Below are 17563 nucleotides of genomic sequence, written 5' to 3'. Positions count from 1 at the left end.
GAAAAGAATCCGATCTTCTTTTCCGGGGCGGATCAGTGGTGTACGGACCGGGCCGCGAGCCCTTCCAGGACGGCCACGGCCTCCTCGGCCCGGTCAGCGGCGACGAAGAGGTGGTCGTGGTGGTAGCCGGCGATGACGTTGCAGCTCAGACCGTGTGCGCCGAGCTCGGTGGCGAAGGCCGCGGTGAGTCCGACGGCGTCGAGGGCGGAGTGGATCCGCAGGGTGATCCAGCCGGCGGTGTAGTCGTAGGCGAGTCCGGCCGCGTCGGCGTCCTCCTGGCGCAGGACCAGGGTGAGCCCCTCGGGTTCCAGGACGGTGGCGACGGGGGTGGTCCCGGCGGGGACGGTGGTGCCGTCGACGGTGCAGAAGACGTACCGCCCCTCGTTCAACTCGGGCCGCATCCCGCTCAGAAGTTTCCGCAGGTCCTGCTCTCCACTCATCCGGCCACTCTACCGATCGCCCCGGCGGGCACCGGGTCCATCGCCCGGCGCGCGGCGGGCCACGGGCGGCAGGATCCGGTACGCGTCGGCCGGTTCGTCGCGGACCACGGCGACGTCGTCGATCGCGCGGGGCGGGGCCGGGCGGACGGCGTGGGTTCCTCGTACGGCGCGCAGCGCGCCGGGCCGGCTACGCGGCCTCGGCCTTTCGGCGGGTGAAGGTCATGCCCCCGTCCTGCCCGGCGTCCCGAGCCGACATCGAGGGATTTCGGCGGCCACCGGGCCGGCGGCTCCGCGCCCGGTGGTGCGCCGCGTCCGTACGGTGCCCGGTCAGGTCAGGTCGAACTCACCGCCCCGGGCGTTCAGCACGAACTTGTGCCACTCGTCCGGCGAGAAGATCAGCGAAGGGCTCTCGGGGCGCTCGCTGTTGCGCATCGCGATGAAGCCCTCGACGAAGGCGATCTGGACGTCGCCCACTCCCCGGCTGCTCGACTGCCAGTCCGCCTCGGTGAGATCGAGGTCCGGCTTCCCCCAGCCTGCGAGGGGTTGTGAAGTCATGCTCTCGGCCACGTGCGTGCTCCTCCCGGTACGTCGTCCGGGGGCCAGGTTAACCACCGCGGCGGGTGCCGGACAGGCCACGGTGCGTCACCCGTGGCCGGTCCGGGTCCCCGGCCGGCCCCTCCGTCGTCGGCCGGGCCTGTGTTCAGGAGGTCGGCTCCTGTGCCCCCACCAGCCATATCGCGAAGAACTGCGCGCCGCCGCCGTAGGCGTGCCCGAGCGCCCGGCGAGCGCCCGGAACCTGGTGCTCCCCGGCCTGGCCGCGGACCTGGAGGGCCGCCTCCGCGAAGCGGATCATGCCGGAGGCGCCGATCGGGTTGGTGGACAGCACGCCGCCCGAGGGGTTGACCGGCAGGTCGCCGTCGAGTTCGGTGACCCCGGCCTCGGTGAGCTTCCAGCCCTCTCCCTCCGCCGCGAAGCCGAGGTTCTCCAGCCACATCGGCTCGTACCAGGAGAACGGCACGTACATCTCGACCGCGTCGATCTCCCGGCGCGGGTCGGTGACACCCGCCTGGCGGTAGACGTCGGCCGCGCAGTCCTTGCCGGCCTGCGGCGACACGAAGTCCTTGCCGGCGAAGAGGGTGGGCTCGCTGCGCATCGCGCCGCCGTGCACCCAGGCGGCCGGTTTCGGGGAACGGGCCGCGCCCGCCCGGTCGGTGAGGATCATCGCGCACGCGCCGTCGGAGGAGGGGCAGGTCTCCGAGTAGCGGATCGGGTCCCACAGCATCGGCGAGGCCTGGACCTTCTCCAGGGTGATGTCGTGCTCGTGCAGGTGCGCGTACGGGTTCTTCAGCGCGTTGCGCCGGTCCTTGTACGCCACGAGCGAGCCCACGGTGTCCGGCGCCCCGGTGCGCCGCATGTAGGCGCGCACGTGCGGGGCGAAGAAGCCGCCGGCTCCGGCGAGCAACGGCTGCTGGAAGGGGACGGGGAGCGAGAGGCCCCACATGGCGTTGGATTCGGACTGTTTCTCGAAGGCGAGGGTGAGGACCGTGCGGTGGACGCGGGCCGCCACCAGGTTCGAGGCGACCAGGGCGGTGGACCCGCCGACCGAACCGGCCGTGTGCACGCGCAGCATCGGCTTGCCGACGGCGCCGAGGGCGTCCGCCAGGTACAGCTCGGGCATCATCACCCCCTCGAAGAAGTCGGGGGCCTTGCCGATGACGACCGCGTCGATGTCCGCCCAGGTCAGTTCGGCGTCGGCGAGGGCGCGGGCGGCGGCCTCGCGGACCAGGCCGGCGATGGACACGTCGTGGCGGGCCGCCACGTGCTTGGTCTGGCCGATCCCGACGATGGCCACGGGCTCTTTACTCACCTTGCGTCCCCTTCCAGGACGGCGACCAGGTTCTGCTGGAGGCAGGGGCCGGAGGTGGCGTGGGCGACGGCCCGTCGCGACGCGCCGCGGTGGATCCGGGCGGCCGCCTCGCCGATGCGGATCAGGCCGGCGGCCATCATCGGGTTGGCGGCGAGCGCTCCCCCGGAGGGGTTGACGCTCACCTCGTCGGCGAGGCCGAGGGCCTTGCGCAGCACGACCTCCTGGGAGGAGAACGGGGCGTGCAGTTCGGCCGTGTCCACCGGGGCTTCGAAGACACCGGCGTGTTCGGCGGCGAGCCGGGTGGACGGGGAGTCGGTGAGGTCGCGCAGGCCCAGGCTGTGGGCCTCGATGCGGTGGTCGATTCCGGTGATCCAGGCGGGGCGTTCGCAGAGCCGCCGCGCGAGGTCGCCGGCGGCCAGGACGACGGCGGCCGCGCCGTCGCCGATGGGCGGGCAGTCCCCGGTGCGCAGCGGCCGGACCTGGTGGTCGCCCTGGGGGACGGGGCCGCGGAGCTGGGCGTGCGGGTTGGCGACCGCCGCGTCCCGGCTGCGTGCGCCGACGGCGGCCAGGGCGGCCTCGTCGGTCTCGCCCGCGTCGATCAGGGCCTGGGCCTGGAGGGCGGCCAGGGCGACCGCGTCGGGCCAGAGCGGGGCGACGTAGTACGGATCGAGCTGGCGGGTCAGCACGTCACGGACCGATCCCGGGGAGGACTTCCCGTACGAGTAGACGAGCGCGGTGTCGGCCTCGCCGGTCTGGATCTTGACCCAGGCCTCGTAGAGGGCCCAGGCCCCGTCCATCTCGACGTGCGATTCGGAGATCGGCGGCCAGGCGCCGACCCCGTCGAGGGTCATCGTGAAGGAGAAGGCCCGGCCGGCCAGGTAGTCGCTGGAGCCGGAGCAGGTGAAGCCGATCTCGCCGGCCTTCAGGCCGGTGGCGGCCAGGACCTGGTGGAGGACCGGCATGACCATCTCGACTTCGCTGAGCTCGTCGGTGCGGCGCAGGTGGTCGCTCTGCGCGAAGGCGACCACCGCGACCTCGCGGGCGTATCGGGCCATCAGATGAGCTCCTTGTACGCGTCGTAGTCCGCGTCCGGTTCGCCGGTGGGGCGGTAGTGGTCGGGGTAGCGACCGCCCTCGGTCCATACCGGCTCGACGCGCAGTCCCATGCGGACCTGGTCGTAGGGGATGCCGCCGATCCGTCCGTGGAGGGCGAGGCCGGCGCCGTCGAGGGCGATGTGGGCGTAGACGTAGGGGACCTCGATGTCGAGGTTCTTCGCCTTGATGTTGACGATGCAGTAGGTGGTGACCGTGCCGGCGGGTCCGACCTCGACGCGGTCGGTGGTGGCGACCCCGCAGGTGGGGCAGGCCCCGCGCGGCGGGACGTACACCTTGTGGCAGGAGGGGCAGCGCTCGCCGACGGTCCGCCGCTCGGAGAGGGCGTCGATGTAGGCGGTCTGGGCGCGGCCGGGGCTGTAGACGTAGTCGAGCCGGGCCTCGGCGACGATGCCGGTGACGGCGTCGGCGAAGTCCCCGTCGTGCGGGACGGCTTCGCCGCCCGCGGGGCCGTCGTACGGTTCGAAGCAGGCGATGTCGGTGATGGCGCCGGTGCGCTCGGCGGCCCAGCGCACGCGTACCCGCATGCCGGTGCGGACCGCGTCGGGGCCGGGCGCGTCGAGGGCGTGCAGGAGGGCGGTGTCGGCGCCGTCGAGCCGGACCAGCACCCAGGCGAAGGGGGTGTCCAGGGGCTGTTGGGGGCGGGGCCGATCGTTCCACGCCCAGGTGGTGACGGTCCCGGTGGCGCCGACCTCGACGAGCTCGCGGATCTCCTCGGCGGTGACGGGGTCGTACTCGACGGGCGGGACCATCACCTTGCCGTCGGAGGTCTTCACCCCGAGGACGGTGCCCTCGCGCAGGCCGGTGAGGAAGGCGCTCTGGACGGGCCCGAGCGACCGGGTGAAGGGGAACTCGACGACGAGGGGCGCGCGGAGGATCTCCGGTGGGGAGGCAGCTGTCATGGTGGCTCTCCGATGCGATCGATTCGGTTGATGTCAGCCCCGCCGGCGCTTGAGGCGCTCCCCCCAGCCCCGCCGGCGCTTGAGGCGCTCTTTCCAGCCCCGCCGGCGTTTGAGGCGCGGGAGTCCGGGGCAGCGCCCCCGGCAACGGCGCCGCACCCGGCAGGGCACCGGCAGGGCACCGGCACGGCCCGCACTACTCGCGCCGATACACCGCCGGCCGCTTCTCGGCGAACGCCCGCGCCCCCTCCTTCGCATCGGCGGTGTCGAAGATCGGCCACCCCCGCAGCAGTTCGGACGCCAGCCCTTCCCGCTCCGTCAGCTCGGCGGTCTCGTAGACCGACGCCTTGACCGCCTCCACCGCCAGCGGCCCGCACGCGTTGATCCGCTCCGCGATCTCCAGGGCCGCCGCCAGCGCCGTACCGTCCGGCACCACCCGCCCGACCAGCCCGATCCGTTCGGCTTCGGCGGCGGAGTACGGCCGGCCGGTCAGCAGCATCTCCAGGGCGTGCGTCCGCGGGATCTGGCGCGGCAGCCGCACCGTGGAGCCGCCGATCGGGAAGAGCCCGCGCTTGACCTCGAACAGTCCGAAGGTGGCACCCTCGGCCGCCACCCGGATGTCCGTGCCCTGCAGGATCTCGGTGCCGCCGGCCACGCAGTAGCCCTCGACCGCCGCGATCACCGGCTTGCGCGGCCGGTGGTGGCGCAGCATCGCCTTCCAGTGCAGGTCGGGGTCGGCCTTGAGGCGGTCCCGGTAGAGGTCGCCCGCCATTCCCTTCCCGGCCAGGGCCTTGAGGTCCATTCCGGCGCAGAAGTCCCCGCCCGCGCCGGTGAGGACCACCGAGCGGATCCCGTCGTCGGCGTCCGCCTCCAGCCAGCCGTCGTACAGCCCCACCAGCAGCGGCAGCGAGAGCGCGTTCTTCGCCTCGGGCCTGTTCATGGTGAGCACCAGCGTGGCGCCGTGCCGATCCACGGTCAGGTGTTCCGTCCCACCCATTGCCGTCCTCCCATCTCAAGACCTAGAACAGGTTGCAGTAGGGGAGGGTGCAGTTCAATAGTTTTCTGACACTCAGTCAGATTTCTTGGCGGGCACCCTTCCCAGTTGCCGTCTCCGGCGCTCTAATGACCGCCGGAGCAGGCCGGCCATGTGTCCGGTCGCCGGGAACTTCGGGAACATCCAGGGTCAGGAGGAACGGTGGAGTACAACCTTGCCGACCTGTTCGAGTCGGTCGTGGACGTGGTCCCGGACCGCGAGGCCCTTGTGTACGTGGACCACCCCGGGACCGGCGCCGAGCGCCGCCTGACGTACGCGGAGCTCGACACGGCGGCGAACCGGATCGCCCACCACCTGCTCGACAGCGGTCTCAAGGCGGGCGAGCACCTGGGCCTGCACCTCTACAACGGGATCGAGTACCTGCAGACCGTGCTGGCCTGCCTGAAGGCCCGGCTGGTCCCGGTGAACGTCAACTACCGGTATGTGGAGGAGGAGCTGGTCTACCTCTACGACGACGCCGATCTCGCCGCCCTGGTCTTCGAGGGCGAGTTCACCGAGCGGGTCGCGGCGGCGCTGCCGCGGACGACGAAGCTCCGGCACCTGATCCGGGTCGGCGAGGCTCCCGCCGGCGCCCCGGAGCCCTCGATCGCGCCGATCCCGTACGCGGACGCCGAGGCGGCCGGCTCACCCGGTCGCGGGTTCCCGCCGCGCAGCCCCGACGACCTGTTCATCATCTACACCGGCGGCACGACCGGCATGCCCAAGGGCGTGATGTGGCGGGCCGAGGACCTCTTCTTCGCCGGGCTCTTCGGCGGCGAGCCCTCGGGCGAGCCGGTGAAGCGGCCGGAGGAGTTGGCCGAGCGGGTCGCGGCGCGCGGCGCGGGGCTCACCTTCTTCCCGGCGCCGCCGTTGATGCACGGCACGTCGACGCTGACCTCCTTCATCGCCTTCAACTACGGCCAACGCGTGGTCATCCACCGCAAGTACGCGCCCGAGGAAGTGCTCCGCACGATCGAGAAGGAGAAGGTCTCCAGCGTCTCGCTGGTCGGCGACGCGATGTTGCGGCCGCTGATCGACGCCCTGAACGGGCCGCTCAAGGGCACGGACCTGTCGTCGCTGTTCAGCGTCTCCTCGTCGGGGGCGATCATGTCGGAGACGGTGCGCGCCGAGTTCCAGCGGCTGGTGCCGAACGTGCTGCTCCTGAACAACTTCGGGTCGTCCGAGTCCGGGTCCAACGGTCGGGCGACGGACGACTCCGGCCCGGAGAAGGGCTTCCGACTGGAGGTCAACGACCGTACGCAGGTGGTGGACCCGGTGACGCACGAGCCGGTGGCGGTGGGCGAGCCGGGACGCCTCGCCCAGCGCGGGCACGTCCCGCTCGGCTACTACAACGACCCGGGGAAGACCGCCGAGACCTTCTTCCAGAAGGGCACGGAACGCTGGGTGCTGCTCGGCGACATGGCGACCGTGGACGAACAGGGCATCGTCACGGTGCTCGGCCGCGGCTCGCAGTGCATCAACACCGGTGGCGAGAAGGTGTATCCGGAGGAGGTCGAGCAGGCGCTGAAGTCCCACCCGGACGTGTACGACGCCTTGGTGGCAGGGGTCCCGGACCCGACCTGGGGCAGCCACGTGGCCGCGGTGGTCCAGGTCCGGGAGGGTGCCCGGGCCCCGTCCCTGGACCAGATCCAGAGCCACTGCCGTACCAGGCTGGCGGGCTACAAGATCCCGCGGCAGTTGGTCATCGCGCCCGCCATCCAGCGCTCGCCGAGCGGCAAGGCGGACTACCGCTGGGCGAAGGCGGTGGCGACGGAGGCGGACACGGCGTAGTCGTACGGTCGCACGCCCCGCGCCCGCTCAGGACGACGCCGGCGCGGGTGTGAGGGGCGGGGCGGAGGGTGCCGTGGGGGCGGTGGTGGCGTCGTCCTCGTCCACGCAGGTCAGCACCATGAATACCGGTACAGGCCGACCTGACGCCTGCTCGCCCATGAGGCTGGACATCACCGTCCAGTTGCCCTTCGTCAGGGTCAACGTCCGCTCACCCATGTCGGGGCCGTCCTGCCAGCCGTGGTCGGAACGGGCCCGCGCGAAGGCCGCCGCCACGGCGGCGTCCGCCGTCTCCGGCGCATGACGCCCTGAGAGCCGTTCGTGGCACGTGCGCATGCCCCCGGAGGGTTCCCGCTCCACCGTGACGCCCTCCGCCGCCAGTATCGAGGTCATCTCCGACACCACCGCTTCGCGAGGCAGCGGCGGACCCGAGTAGCGCGGGGGCAGCGGGCCGAGGTCCCGCAGCAGATAGGCGCCGGCGGCCACCGTGGCCGTCGCCAATGCCGCCAAGGCCAGGAACGCCACGGCTGCGAGCACCAGGATCCGTCGCACGATGATGTGGGTCCTCTCGGTTCGCGATACGGTCGGCCAGTCTGCCACCCCGTCGATCTTGACCGATCATCGGCCGTCCGGTATCGCCGATTCGCCCGTACCGCGCGGGTCGACGAGGATCGGAAGACGCCGCGCCGCGAGGTCGCCGAGATCCCCCGGAGTTCGTTCCGTCATAGGTGGTGAGGGTGGACATGTGGGGCACCACAACAGACGATCACTCGTTCGAGTCATTGATTTCACCTGCGGATTCCTGGCAATCTACCGAATGATCGGTCGGTTCTCATGATGAGGTGACGGCATGGCGGTGTACACGGATCTGCACGACGAGGGCGAGCGGCTGGGCCATGACGAGTTGGCCGCGCTCCAGCTCACCCGGCTGCGGGCGACCCTGCACCGTGCCTACGAGAAGGTCCCCTTCTACCGGCAGGCCTTCGACAAGGCGGGTGTGCATCCCGACGACTGTCGGTCGCTCGCCGACCTCTCCCTGTTCCCCCTGACCACCAAGGCCGATCTGCGCGACCAGTACCCCTTCGGGATGTTCGCCGTGCCGCGCTCCCAGGTGCGCCGCATCCACGCCTCCAGCGGTACCACCGGGCGGCCGACCGTCGTCGGGTACACCGACAAGGACCTCGCGACCTGGGCGGATGTCGTGGCCCGGTCCATACGCGCGGCGGGCGGACGGCCCGGCCAGATCATCCACATCGCCTACGGGTACGGACTGTTCACCGGCGGCCTGGGCGCGCACTACGGCGCCGAGCGCCTCGGCTGTACGGTCGTGCCCGCGTCGGGCGGGATGACGGACCGGCAGGTCCGGCTCATCGAGGACTTCCGACCCGAGGTCATCATGGTGACCCCTTCCTACATGCTGACCCTGCTGGACGAGATGGAGCGCCAGGGGATCGACCCGCGCGCGACCTCACTGCGGACGGGGATCTTCGGCGCGGAGCCGTGGACCGAGGAGATGCGCCGGGAGATCGAGGAACGGCTCGACATCGACGCGGTGGACATATACGGCCTGTCCGAGGTCATCGGACCGGGTGTGGCCCAGGAGTTCGCGGAGACCAAGGACGGCCTCCACATCTGGGAGGACCACTTCTTCCCCGAGGTGGTCGACCCGCTGACGGGCGCGGTGCTGCCGGAGGGTGAACCGGGCGAGCTGGTCTTCACCTCCCTCACCAAGGAGGCCATGCCCATCATTCGCTACCGCACCCGGGACCTTACCCGGCTGCTGCCCGGGACGGCCCGGCCGGCCTTCCGTCGGATGGAGAAGATCACGGGCCGCAGCGACGACATGATCATCCTGCGTGGGGTGAATGTGTACCCGACCCAGATCGAGGAGGTCCTGCTGCGGACGCCGGGGCTGGCTCCCCACTTCCAGCTGCGGCTGACCCGGGAGGGCCGGATGGACGCCCTGACGGTACGGGTGGAGGCACGGCGGGAGACGGACGCCGAGCGGCGGCAGGACGCGGCCGACGCCGTGGTCCGGGCCGTCAAGGAGGGGGTCGGAGTCTCCGTGCGGGTCGAGGTGGTCGACCCGGAGACGCTGGAGCGCTCGGTGGGGAAGATCAAGAGGCTGGTCGACCTTCGCGGATCCGGCCGCTGAGACCACCCCTTCGGGCCCATTTGGAGGTGGCCCCCGGGAGCGAGCCGGCGCTCGGGGGTAGTCCATGAGGTGTGATCTCCTCCCTCCGGCAGCTCTACGACCGGCTCCAGGGCTCCCAGATCGGGCTGGCCTGGAGCCGCGGCCGGGAGATGGAGCTGATGCACCGGGCGATGGGCTTCGCGGCTCTCGGCTTCCTCACCCTGGTGCCGCTGCTGGTGGTCGTGGCGGCCGCCGCGCCCGGGAGCGGCTCGGGATTCGGCCGTTGGCTGGGGCAGGCCCTCGGGGTGACGGAGGCCTCGCGGGTCCGGGTGGAGATGCTGTTCGGCGCCGCGGACCTGGCGCTGGAGCGGACGACCGCGTTCGGTCTGGCCGCGCTCGCGGTGTTCGGCCTGACCTTCGGGTCGGCCGTGCAGACCGGCTACGAGAAGGTCTGGGACCTGCCGACCGCGCGCTGGCACACGATGTGGCTGCACGTCGTCTGGCTCGCGCTGCTGGTCTGCTACCTCGGCCTGCTCGTGGGGATCCCCTCACCGTCGGACAACGCCTTCGGCACGATCCTCGGCGCGCTGGGCGACCTCGTCGGCACCTGTCTGTTCTTCATCGTCTCGCAGCGCCTGCTGCTCGGCGGCCGGGTCCGCTGGCGCGCCCTGGTGCCGGGAGCGGTGGCGACCAGCCTCGGGCTGCTGGGGCTGCGGATCTTCTCGCAGCTGGTGTTCTCCCCGCTCATCGCCTCCAACGCGGTGATCTACGGCCCCTTCGGTACCCTGCTCGTCGTCCAGTCCTGGCTGGTCGGCGTCGGCTTCGTGGTCTACGGGGGCGCGCTCGTCGGCCGTCTCGTGCACGAGCACCTCACCTTGCGGCGGCTCCGGCGCAGCGGGCTCTTCCCGCCCGAGGACCCCGCCGCGCACCCTCCGCACCCCGGCTGAGCGGGCTTCGCCGCGCCGGTGGCCGGGGTCGCCGGCCGGCTCAGTCGCCGGGCTGGGCGAAGCGGTCGCGCAGTTCCCGCTTGAGGATCTTGCCGCTGGCGTTGCGCGGGAGGGCGCCCACGAAGAGCACCCGCTTCGGGGCCTTGAAATGGGCGAGCTTCTCCCGGGCGTAGGCCATCAGTTCACCCTCCGTCACGCGGCCCGGCTCCCCCGCCTCCCCGCGCGGTACCACCACCGCCGTGACCGCCTCGATCCAACGCTCGTCGGGCAGCCCGATCACCGCCGCCTCGGCCACGCCCGGGTGGGTGTAGAGCACGTCCTCCACCTGCCGTGGGGCGACGAGCACCCCGCCCGAGTTGATGACGTCCTTCACCCGGTCCACGACCGTGAAGTACCCCTGCGCGTCGCGCACCGCGAGGTCGCCCGAGCGGAACCAGCCGTCCCGGAAGGCCTTCTCCGTGGCCACCGGGTCGTTCCAGTACCCGAGGCAGAGCTGCGGTGAGCGGTAGACGACCTCGCCCGCCGTGCCGTCCGGTACATCCCTCCCGTCCTCGTCCACCACCTTCGCCTCCACATGGCGCACGGGCCGCCCGCAGGAGTCCATCCGCCCCTCGTGCTCCGCCGGCCCGAGCACCGTGGCCAGCGGGCCGATCTCGCTCTGGCCGAAGCAGTTGTAGAAGCAGAGGTCCGGCAGCCGCTCGCGCAGCCGTTCCAGGACCGGGACCGGCATGATCGAAGCCCCGTAGTACGCCTTCCGCAGGGCGCCCAGCTCGCGCACCGCGAACTGCGGGTGGTCGGCCAGGCCGATCCACACCGTCGGCGGGGCGAAGAGACTGTCGGCCTCCCCCGCCTCGACCAGGTCGAAGATCCGCTCCGCGACCGGCGCGTCCACGATCGTGTTCCGCGCCCCGACCGCCAGGTACGGCAGCAGGAAGACGTGCATCTGCGCCGAATGGTAGAGCGGCAGCGAGTGGACGGGCCGGTCGTCCTCGGCCAGGTCCAAGGCCTCGATCGCGCTCTCGTACTCGTGCACGAGGGCCCGGTGCGTCATCATCGCGCCCTTGGGCAGGGCGGTGGTCCCCGAGGTGTAGAGGAGCTGTACCAGCGCGTCCGGATCCCGGTCGGCCGCGAAGGGCAGCGGATCGGCCAGCTCCGCCAGGAAGGAGTCGGGGGCGTCGCGCAGCGCCCGTACCCGGTACCCGTCGGGGATCCGCCCGGCCAGGTCGGGATCGGCGAGGACCAGGGCGCTCGCGGAGTTGTCCAGGATGTGGGCGAGGTCCTCGCCGGTGAGGTTCTGGTTGACCGGGACATGGGTGAGCCCGGCCCGGGCGCAGGCGAGGTAGGCCAGCAGGTAGGCATCGGAGTTGTGGGCGAAGGTGGCGACCCGGTCCCCGGCGGCCAGTCCGTACCGCTCCCGCAGCAGGGCGGCACCGGTGGTGACGGCCGCGTCGAGTTCCGCGTACGTCCAGGTCCGTTCGCGGTAGCGGACGGCCGGGCGGTCGGGGACCCGCCGCGCGCTGTGCCGCACCAGTCCGTCGACCGTGTCGTCCCGTACCGCTCGCCCTGCCCGCACCGCCCGGTCTGCCGTCATGGCGCGATCCTCGTCCCCCCGTACGCCCAAGGTCAATCACCGGATACCGAACGGGATGTCGACAGATCATCGGAGGAGCTGAATGAGTGTGGGGGCACGGAGGTACCGCCTGTCGACGGGTGACCACGCCCGTTCACAGGACACTTGGGAGGACTGTTGCGTCTCAGCACGCGTCCCGCACTCCGCCGCGTCGCCCTCACGGGCGCCGCTCTGCTCGCCGCGACGGCCGCCGTGCCCCGGGCCTCTTCGTCCGATCTACTGCGCGTAGCGGAAGTCGTAGTAGCTCTTGCCCGCAACGAGGACCGAGGTGAAGGAGACGGGCAGGCCCTGCCCGTCGCGCGGTACCTCCTGGGAGGTCTGACGGGTGAAGCCCAGCGAGACGCCGGGCACGAAGACGTTCTCCGGATCCTCGGCATCCACGGTCCACCCGCGCTCGCGCAGATCCGCGAGGACCGTGTCGGCGGGGGCCGTGAAGACGTCATGCCCGTCCAGGAGGACACGCGTGGTGCTCTGTCGGCCCTCTCCGGGCCACCACAGTTCCACGGCGGTCGTGTGGTCCTCCGCATCGAAGAAGACCGTGTAGCCGACCCCGTCGAAGTCGCCCGTGAGCCGACGCGCCCGCCGGGAGGTGGGGCCGATCACCCGCGGCTCGCCCCAGGGCCGGAGCGCTGTCAGGGCCTCCTCGTACGGACTTCCCAGGTGTACGGGCCCGGCGGCGGTCGGTGGTGCCAGGAGCAGATCCATGTTGTTTCTCCGATTGTCTACTTGAGCACTTCGTAGTCTATTTCCCAGCCTCGTTTCTCCAGCATCTTCTGGAACTTCTTGTTCACCTTGAGGCTCTCGACCATGTCCGCGATGTGCGTGTCGTACTTGTCGCCGTACAGCTCCCGGATCTCGTCGATGTCCTTCTTCATCGCCAGGTCCCACCGGCCGGCATCGATCAGCGCACGTTGCTCGGCACGCCACTTGATGGATTCCGCGCTGGACCCCGTGCTCGTCACACCGCGGTGATCGTCGTACTCCATCCGGATCGCCGGGCCCATGCCGGCGCCGCCGCCGTCCTTGTTGGTCTTGAAGCCGGGCTCGTCCAGGTGCGCGTACGCATTCTTCGCCGGGATGTGGTTGACCTCCATGTTGGTATCCGTGCGCCGCGTACCGTCGGCGTTCTTGAGGTTGGCCGGGCTCAGGCCGCTGTACCAGCCGCCGTGCTCCGTGCAGCCCTTGGCGATGAGGCCCTCGGGGTCGGACCAGCGGTGCGGGTTGAGTACGTACGCGACGGGGTTCGCGGCTGCGCCCAGGCCCAGAGGGTCAGGACTGGCGTAGCGGGCGGTCTGGGGATCGTAGTGCCGGTGGAGGTTGTAGTACAGGCCCGTCTCGGCGTCGTCGTATTGTCCCGGCATGCGCAACGGTGTGTAGGCGGCCGCGTTGCGGTTCCAGGTCGTCGCGCCCCATACGGTGGCCCGAGCCTGCCAGGCGATGTGGCCGTCCTCGTCCACCAGCTCGCTCGGCGCGCCCACCAGGTCGGTGATGATCGCGAAGAACCGTGCGTCGGCGTGCTGATCGGCCTGCGGCTCGGCGGTCGGCGGAGTCTCCGGCGCGAGCAGGCGCCGTTCCCACTGAGCCAACGGGAGGTATCCGTCGTACTCCCACGTGGTGACCGTGGCGTGCGCGGTGTCCACCTGCTCGGCAAGACGGTTGCCGTCCCAGGCGAAGTACACGGAGTGCACGGCGGTCCGGTCGTCCTGTGCCATGCGGTGCTTTGCCGTCCGGCGCCCCAACGGGTCGTAGTCGTACCGCCACAGGACCCCGTCGGGGGTCCGGCAGGAGGTCATGCGATTCTCCGCGTCCCAGGTGTACCGCCACGCTTCCTTGCGGCCCGACAGGGTCGTCCGGTGCCGGGCCACGGTGCGCCCCGCCTCGTCGTACTCGCACCGGATGTTCCCTGCGCCGAGCAGCCGTGTCCCGTGGTACGTGCGCTCGCCGCGCCCCTCGATGCGGTGCGCGCGGTCCGGCCAGTCGGCGGCAGTCTGGTTCCCGGCCAGGTCGTAGGCGTAGGACTCCTGCCAGTTCGCCGCCGTGACCCGGAGCGGGCGGCCGACCGGGTCCATCTCGAAGCGGACCGTCACGCCGTCCAGCTCATCGGTGAGGCGGTCGAGGTGACCGTCCGCGCGGTAGCCGTAGGCACGGGACCGCAAGGTCCGGTCTCCGGCCGTCACCCGGCGCGTGGCGAGCCGGCCGGCGGTGTCCCAGGTGGAACCGATGACCAGCGGTCGGTCATCGGTTCCGATGGTGCGCGTCAGCTCCCGTCCCCGGCCGTCCCGGTCGAAGCCGATGTGGTGGCCGCCCACCAGAAGGCTGCTGCGTCGGCCTGCCGTGTCGTAGGAGGCCCGGGAGACGGTCCCTCCCGGTGTGGTGCGTGCTGCGACCCGGCCTGCGACGTCGTAGGCGTATCGCATGGTGCGCCCGTTCACCGTCTCCGCGACGATCCGGCCGAGTGGATCGCGTTCGAGGGTGACGGAAGAGGCGGATGCGGTGGCGGGATCCACGGCGGACGGCGCCGTGGAGACGGCGGAGGTGAGCTGTCCCGCCGTGTCGTACCGGTAGCGGGTCGATGCGGCGCCCACGTGCTTGCCGGTGACGCGACCGCAGGTGTCGTACTCGCTGGTGATCACTTCGCCGGTCGGGGTTGTGACGGAGACGATCCGCCCCGCGGCGTCGTAGGCGTAGTGGAGGCTTCGGCCGTCGAAGTCGGTCTCTCGCGTCATGTTCCCGGCCGCGTCGTACGTGTCGTCCCAGGTGAGGCCTTGGGGATTGCGTACCTGCACAAGTCGCAGCTCGGTGTCGTGCCGGAACTCGTAGCGGGCGCCGTCGGCCCCGGTGCGCGCGGTCAGCAGGTCGAACGGGCCGTACTCGAAATGGGTGGTGTCACCCGCCGCGTCCGTGTGCGCGGTGCAGTTGCCCTCGGCGTCCCAGGTCCAGCTCTCCACACCGCCGTCGGGCGCGGTGGCGCGCAGCGCCCACCCCTGTGGACTCCATTCGGTCCGGGTCACCGCCCCCTGGGGATCAGTACCTTCGACGGGACGGCCGAAGGCGTCCCGTACGACCGAGAAGGAGTTTCCCAGGGAGTCGGAGAGGGTGAGGGCGAGGCCGGCGGCATCGCGGGTGAGCCGTTCGACCGCACCCGTCGGGTCGGTACGGCTGATCACGGCCCCGTTCTCGTCGTGGCCGAAGCGGGCGACGGAGCCGTCCGGGGCGAGGACGGCCGTCCGGTTGCCGCGTTCGTCGTACTCCTGCCGCCAGGTGGCGCCGTCGGGGCCGGTCAGCCCCACCAGCAGGTTCAGGTCGTTGTACTGGGCGGTGGACCTTGTGCCGTCCGGGAAGTCGAGGACGATGAGGTTGTCCTGGTCGTCGTAGGTGAACCGGGCGGTGTTGCCCAGCGGGTCGGTCCTGGCGAGCAGGTTGTCGAAGCCGTCCCATTGCCGCAGCACGGTGTGTCCGAGCGGGTCGGTTTCGGCGACGACCTGGCCGAGGCCGTTGACGTGATGGGTGGTCACGGCGCCGGTGGAGTCCGTGAACCGGGTGATGCGCAGGTCCGGGTGGTGCGGATCGGTCGCATAGGAGAACCGGGACGAGAGCATGCCGTCCGGGCCGGTGGTGCGTACGACGCGGCCGGCTGTGTCGTAGTCGTAGGAGTACGCCGCTCCGTGGCGATCGGTCCACGAGGTGATCCGGCCCGCTCCGTCGTAGTCGAAGAGCAGCGGAGCGCTGTCGTCGTGGGCCACGGCCCGGAGGTTCCCGGCTTCGTCGTAGCCGAAGGTGTGGAGCGTCTGCTGTCCGTCGGGCGTGCGCAGGGCGTGCGCTGTAAGGAGGCCCGTGGGGTCGGTGGTGAAATCGACCCGGTAGCCCCCTTCGTGGGTGGCGGAGATCGGTCGGCCGTCCGCTTCCCGGTGGAAGTGCACGGCGTTGTCGTTGCGGTCCTTGATGGAGCTCAGCCAGTGGCAGGCAGTGCCGTGGTAGGGGTTGCCGGTGAAGGTACGCGTGAGGCCGGAGTGCGCATCGGATATCGCGTAGGTCACGTCGCCGAACTCGGTGCGTTCCACGAGGCGCAGCGGAAGCCGGGAGCAGGCCACCGGAAGGACGGCGTCGCACTCGTCGCGTGGCAGACGCGGATAGAACAGCAGCGAGCCGTCCTCACGTGCCCAGACGCTCCCGCCCAGGCCGTCGACGTCGATGTCCAGGCGCTCGTCGACGGTGGAGGCCCAGCCGGGGCCGTAGCTGCGGCCGTAGTCGTACCCGGAGACGTGGGTGCGGCGCAGCAGCAGCGGCAGGACACCGGGGAGAGCGAGGTCGGTGTGGGCGAGGACCATCTGACCGCTGGCCACGTCGACCGGATCGGTCTCACAGCGACGCGAGTTGAGGGGCACACCGTTCCGACGCGGATCGTCCTTGACATCGCGGGTGGACTTGGGGCCCCGGGCGGCCGATCCGTCCGCGCCGCCACTGCCCGTGCCCTTTCCACCCGCGTCACGCCCGGGTCCCGTCCCGTCGCCACCACCGGAGTTCTTGCGATTCAGGCGGTTGAAGGCGTCGTGGATGGCGTCGTCGTTCTTCTTGTGGTCGGTGGATATCTTCTTGACGGCCTTGGGGAGGGTGGTACCGACGTGGTCGCCCATGGCCTTGGTGGCCTTGACCAGGGCCGCCATGGCCTTGTCGGCGACAGGGTCGATGGCCTGGGCGATGGAGTCGCGGCCGCGGGTGCGACCGTGGTGGGACTTGGCCTTGGTGAGGTGCGTGGTCGTCTTGCCGTGGATGTTGGTACTGACGGAGTTGAGGCTGGTGCCGGCGCGGGCGTGCTCGGAGTGCTCGATGTGGAGGTCGACCAGGCCGGTGCCGCCGCCCCCACCGGCTCCTGAGCCGCCGGCGGAGGCGAGGTGGAGTGCTTCCTTGCCGGACTTCACTCCGTCGTCGAAGCCTTCCTTGCCCGCGTTCTTGGTCTGGTCGAGGTCGACGCCGTCCTGGAAGCCGAGGGCCATCGAGCCCAGCTGGACGACGAGGTCGGCGGCCATGCCCTCCAGGGCGGCGACGGCCGGCTCGGTCATCGCGGACACGATGTAGCCGACGGCTTCCTCGACGCACTCCTTGATGAGCCGCTTGACGACCTCCTGGGTCAGCCGCATCGCGGCCGCGCCGAACAGGGCGGACAGGCCCGCGGTGACGGGGATGAGGGAGAGCGCGATGCCGGCTTCGGCTGCGAGGTAGCCGAGCTGGACGAGAGCCGCGTACTTCATCGTCTCGACTGCGTCGGCTGCCATGTCCATCGCGCCGGCGATGGTGCGGGCCGCGTCCGCGATGTCCTTGAAGTGTTTGCCCTTGACCGTGTTCCAGTGCCGGTTCAGGGCCTCGATCGACTCCCCTTTGCTGGCGGAGAGGAGGCGCTCGACGTGGTTGTTGGCGAGCTGGCCGTCGTCGAGGAGGTCCTCGGCGAACTCGCGGAGCGAATCGGCCATCGCCCGGTAGGCGTCCTCGTCGACGTTCGGCCAGGCCACACCGATCAGGTCCAGCAGTGTGTCCGCCCAGTCGGGCACCGTGACAGCCACGTGAACCTCATCCCCAGCAAGTCAGAACCGTTCAGATAATCGAACAGTCCTATCACGCAACTGATCTGACAGGTAATCCGCACCTGCAAATCCGGGCAGCCGAGGAAGGGGTCGCAGCTGCATCCGGGCGTACGACATGCATGAGATCTCTCTTC

General features: G+C 70.9%; 13 protein-coding genes. 3 read left to right on the top strand and 10 right to left on the bottom strand.

The window, feature by feature from the left end:
- Nucleotides 1–32: 32 nt before the first annotated feature.
- From ACWG52_RS33645 to ACWG52_RS33620, 6 genes are all read right to left on the bottom strand, one after another.
- On the bottom strand, nucleotides 33–440 hold the full coding sequence (locus ACWG52_RS33645) for an ACT domain-containing protein (protein WP_033213929.1): 408 nt from the start codon (nucleotides 438–440) through the stop codon (nucleotides 33–35).
- A 327-nt stretch (nucleotides 441–767) separates the two neighbouring features.
- Nucleotides 768–995: a DUF397 domain-containing protein gene (locus ACWG52_RS33640; protein ID WP_202505543.1), complete on the bottom strand. Its 228-nt coding sequence runs from the start codon at nucleotides 993–995 to the stop codon at nucleotides 768–770.
- Between the two features lie 145 nt (nucleotides 996–1140).
- On the bottom strand, nucleotides 1141–2307 hold the full coding sequence (locus tag ACWG52_RS33635) for a thiolase domain-containing protein (protein WP_453126796.1): 1167 nt from the start codon (nucleotides 2305–2307) through the stop codon (nucleotides 1141–1143).
- Nucleotides 2304–3362: a thiolase domain-containing protein gene (locus ACWG52_RS33630; protein WP_389806983.1), complete on the bottom strand. Its 1059-nt coding sequence runs from the start codon at nucleotides 3360–3362 to the stop codon at nucleotides 2304–2306. The genes ACWG52_RS33635 and ACWG52_RS33630 overlap by 4 nt, the downstream gene beginning before the upstream one ends.
- Complete coding sequence (locus ACWG52_RS33625) at nucleotides 3362–4321, bottom strand: Zn-ribbon domain-containing OB-fold protein (RefSeq protein ID WP_389806984.1); 960 nt, start codon at nucleotides 4319–4321, stop codon at nucleotides 3362–3364. The genes ACWG52_RS33630 and ACWG52_RS33625 overlap by 1 nt, the downstream gene beginning before the upstream one ends.
- A gap of 193 nt (nucleotides 4322–4514) precedes the next feature.
- A complete protein-coding gene (locus tag ACWG52_RS33620; RefSeq protein ID WP_033213936.1) occupies nucleotides 4515–5315 on the bottom strand; it encodes a crotonase/enoyl-CoA hydratase family protein in 801 nt (266 codons plus the stop codon).
- A gap of 198 nt (nucleotides 5316–5513) precedes the next feature.
- On the opposite strand from ACWG52_RS33620, the gene ACWG52_RS33615 reads away from it, so the two are divergent.
- Nucleotides 5514–7142, top strand: a complete 1629-nt coding sequence (locus ACWG52_RS33615; RefSeq protein WP_389806985.1) for an acyl-CoA synthetase — start codon at nucleotides 5514–5516, stop codon at nucleotides 7140–7142.
- Between the two features lie 27 nt (nucleotides 7143–7169).
- On the opposite strand, the gene ACWG52_RS33610 is transcribed toward ACWG52_RS33615, so the two are convergent.
- Complete coding sequence (locus ACWG52_RS33610) at nucleotides 7170–7691, bottom strand: hypothetical protein (RefSeq protein ID WP_390136256.1); 522 nt, start codon at nucleotides 7689–7691, stop codon at nucleotides 7170–7172.
- Nucleotides 7692–7989: 298 nt separating this feature from the next.
- Between ACWG52_RS33610 and paaK the strand changes: the two genes are divergently transcribed.
- Nucleotides 7990–9294 (top strand): phenylacetate--CoA ligase PaaK, encoded by a 1305-nt coding sequence (gene paaK / locus ACWG52_RS33605; RefSeq protein ID WP_389806987.1) that lies wholly within the window; start codon nucleotides 7990–7992, stop codon nucleotides 9292–9294.
- Nucleotides 9295–9443: 149 nt separating this feature from the next.
- Nucleotides 9444–10220, top strand: a complete 777-nt coding sequence (locus ACWG52_RS33600) for a YhjD/YihY/BrkB family envelope integrity protein (RefSeq protein ID WP_389807374.1) — start codon at nucleotides 9444–9446, stop codon at nucleotides 10218–10220.
- Nucleotides 10221–10260: 40 nt separating this feature from the next.
- Here ACWG52_RS33600 and ACWG52_RS33595 read toward each other — a convergent pair whose 3' ends face one another.
- From ACWG52_RS33595 to ACWG52_RS33585, 3 genes are all read right to left on the bottom strand, one after another.
- Nucleotides 10261–11811: a fatty acyl-CoA synthetase gene (locus ACWG52_RS33595; RefSeq protein WP_390136254.1), complete on the bottom strand. Its 1551-nt coding sequence runs from the start codon at nucleotides 11809–11811 to the stop codon at nucleotides 10261–10263.
- A gap of 255 nt (nucleotides 11812–12066) precedes the next feature.
- Complete coding sequence (locus tag ACWG52_RS33590) at nucleotides 12067–12555, bottom strand: hypothetical protein (protein ID WP_453126791.1); 489 nt, start codon at nucleotides 12553–12555, stop codon at nucleotides 12067–12069.
- 17 nt (nucleotides 12556–12572) lie between these two features.
- On the bottom strand, nucleotides 12573–17408 hold the full coding sequence (locus ACWG52_RS33585; protein ID WP_453126789.1) for an RHS repeat-associated core domain-containing protein: 4836 nt from the start codon (nucleotides 17406–17408) through the stop codon (nucleotides 12573–12575).
- Between the last annotated feature and the right edge of the window lie 155 nt (nucleotides 17409–17563).

It is taken from the genome of Streptomyces sp. CLCI03, from assembly GCF_053615355.1.
The sequence above is the reverse complement of the archived record's forward strand: the minus strand, read 5'-3'. Positions and strand labels throughout refer to the sequence as shown.

Excerpts from the sequence above, each read along its gene's own strand:
- ACWG52_RS33590 (WP_453126791.1), bottom strand. The coding sequence starts at position 12,555 with ATGGATCTGCTCCTGGCACCACCGACCGCCGCCGGGCCCGTACACCTG.
- ACWG52_RS33595 (WP_390136254.1), bottom strand. The coding sequence starts at position 11,811 with ATGACGGCAGACCGGGCGGTGCGGGCAGGGCGAGCGGTACGGGACGAC.
- ACWG52_RS33620 (WP_033213936.1), bottom strand. The coding sequence starts at position 5,315 with ATGGGTGGGACGGAACACCTGACCGTGGATCGGCACGGCGCCACGCTG.
- paaK (WP_389806987.1), top strand. The coding sequence starts at position 7,990 with ATGGCGGTGTACACGGATCTGCACGACGAGGGCGAGCGGCTGGGCCAT.
- ACWG52_RS33625 (WP_389806984.1), bottom strand. The coding sequence starts at position 4,321 with ATGACAGCTGCCTCCCCACCGGAGATCCTCCGCGCGCCCCTCGTCGTC.
- ACWG52_RS33600 (WP_389807374.1), top strand. The coding sequence starts at position 9,444 with ATGGAGCTGATGCACCGGGCGATGGGCTTCGCGGCTCTCGGCTTCCTC.
- ACWG52_RS33640 (WP_202505543.1), bottom strand. The coding sequence starts at position 995 with ATGACTTCACAACCCCTCGCAGGCTGGGGGAAGCCGGACCTCGATCTC.
- ACWG52_RS33630 (WP_389806983.1), bottom strand. The coding sequence starts at position 3,362 with ATGGCCCGATACGCCCGCGAGGTCGCGGTGGTCGCCTTCGCGCAGAGC.
- ACWG52_RS33645 (WP_033213929.1), bottom strand. The coding sequence starts at position 440 with ATGAGTGGAGAGCAGGACCTGCGGAAACTTCTGAGCGGGATGCGGCCC.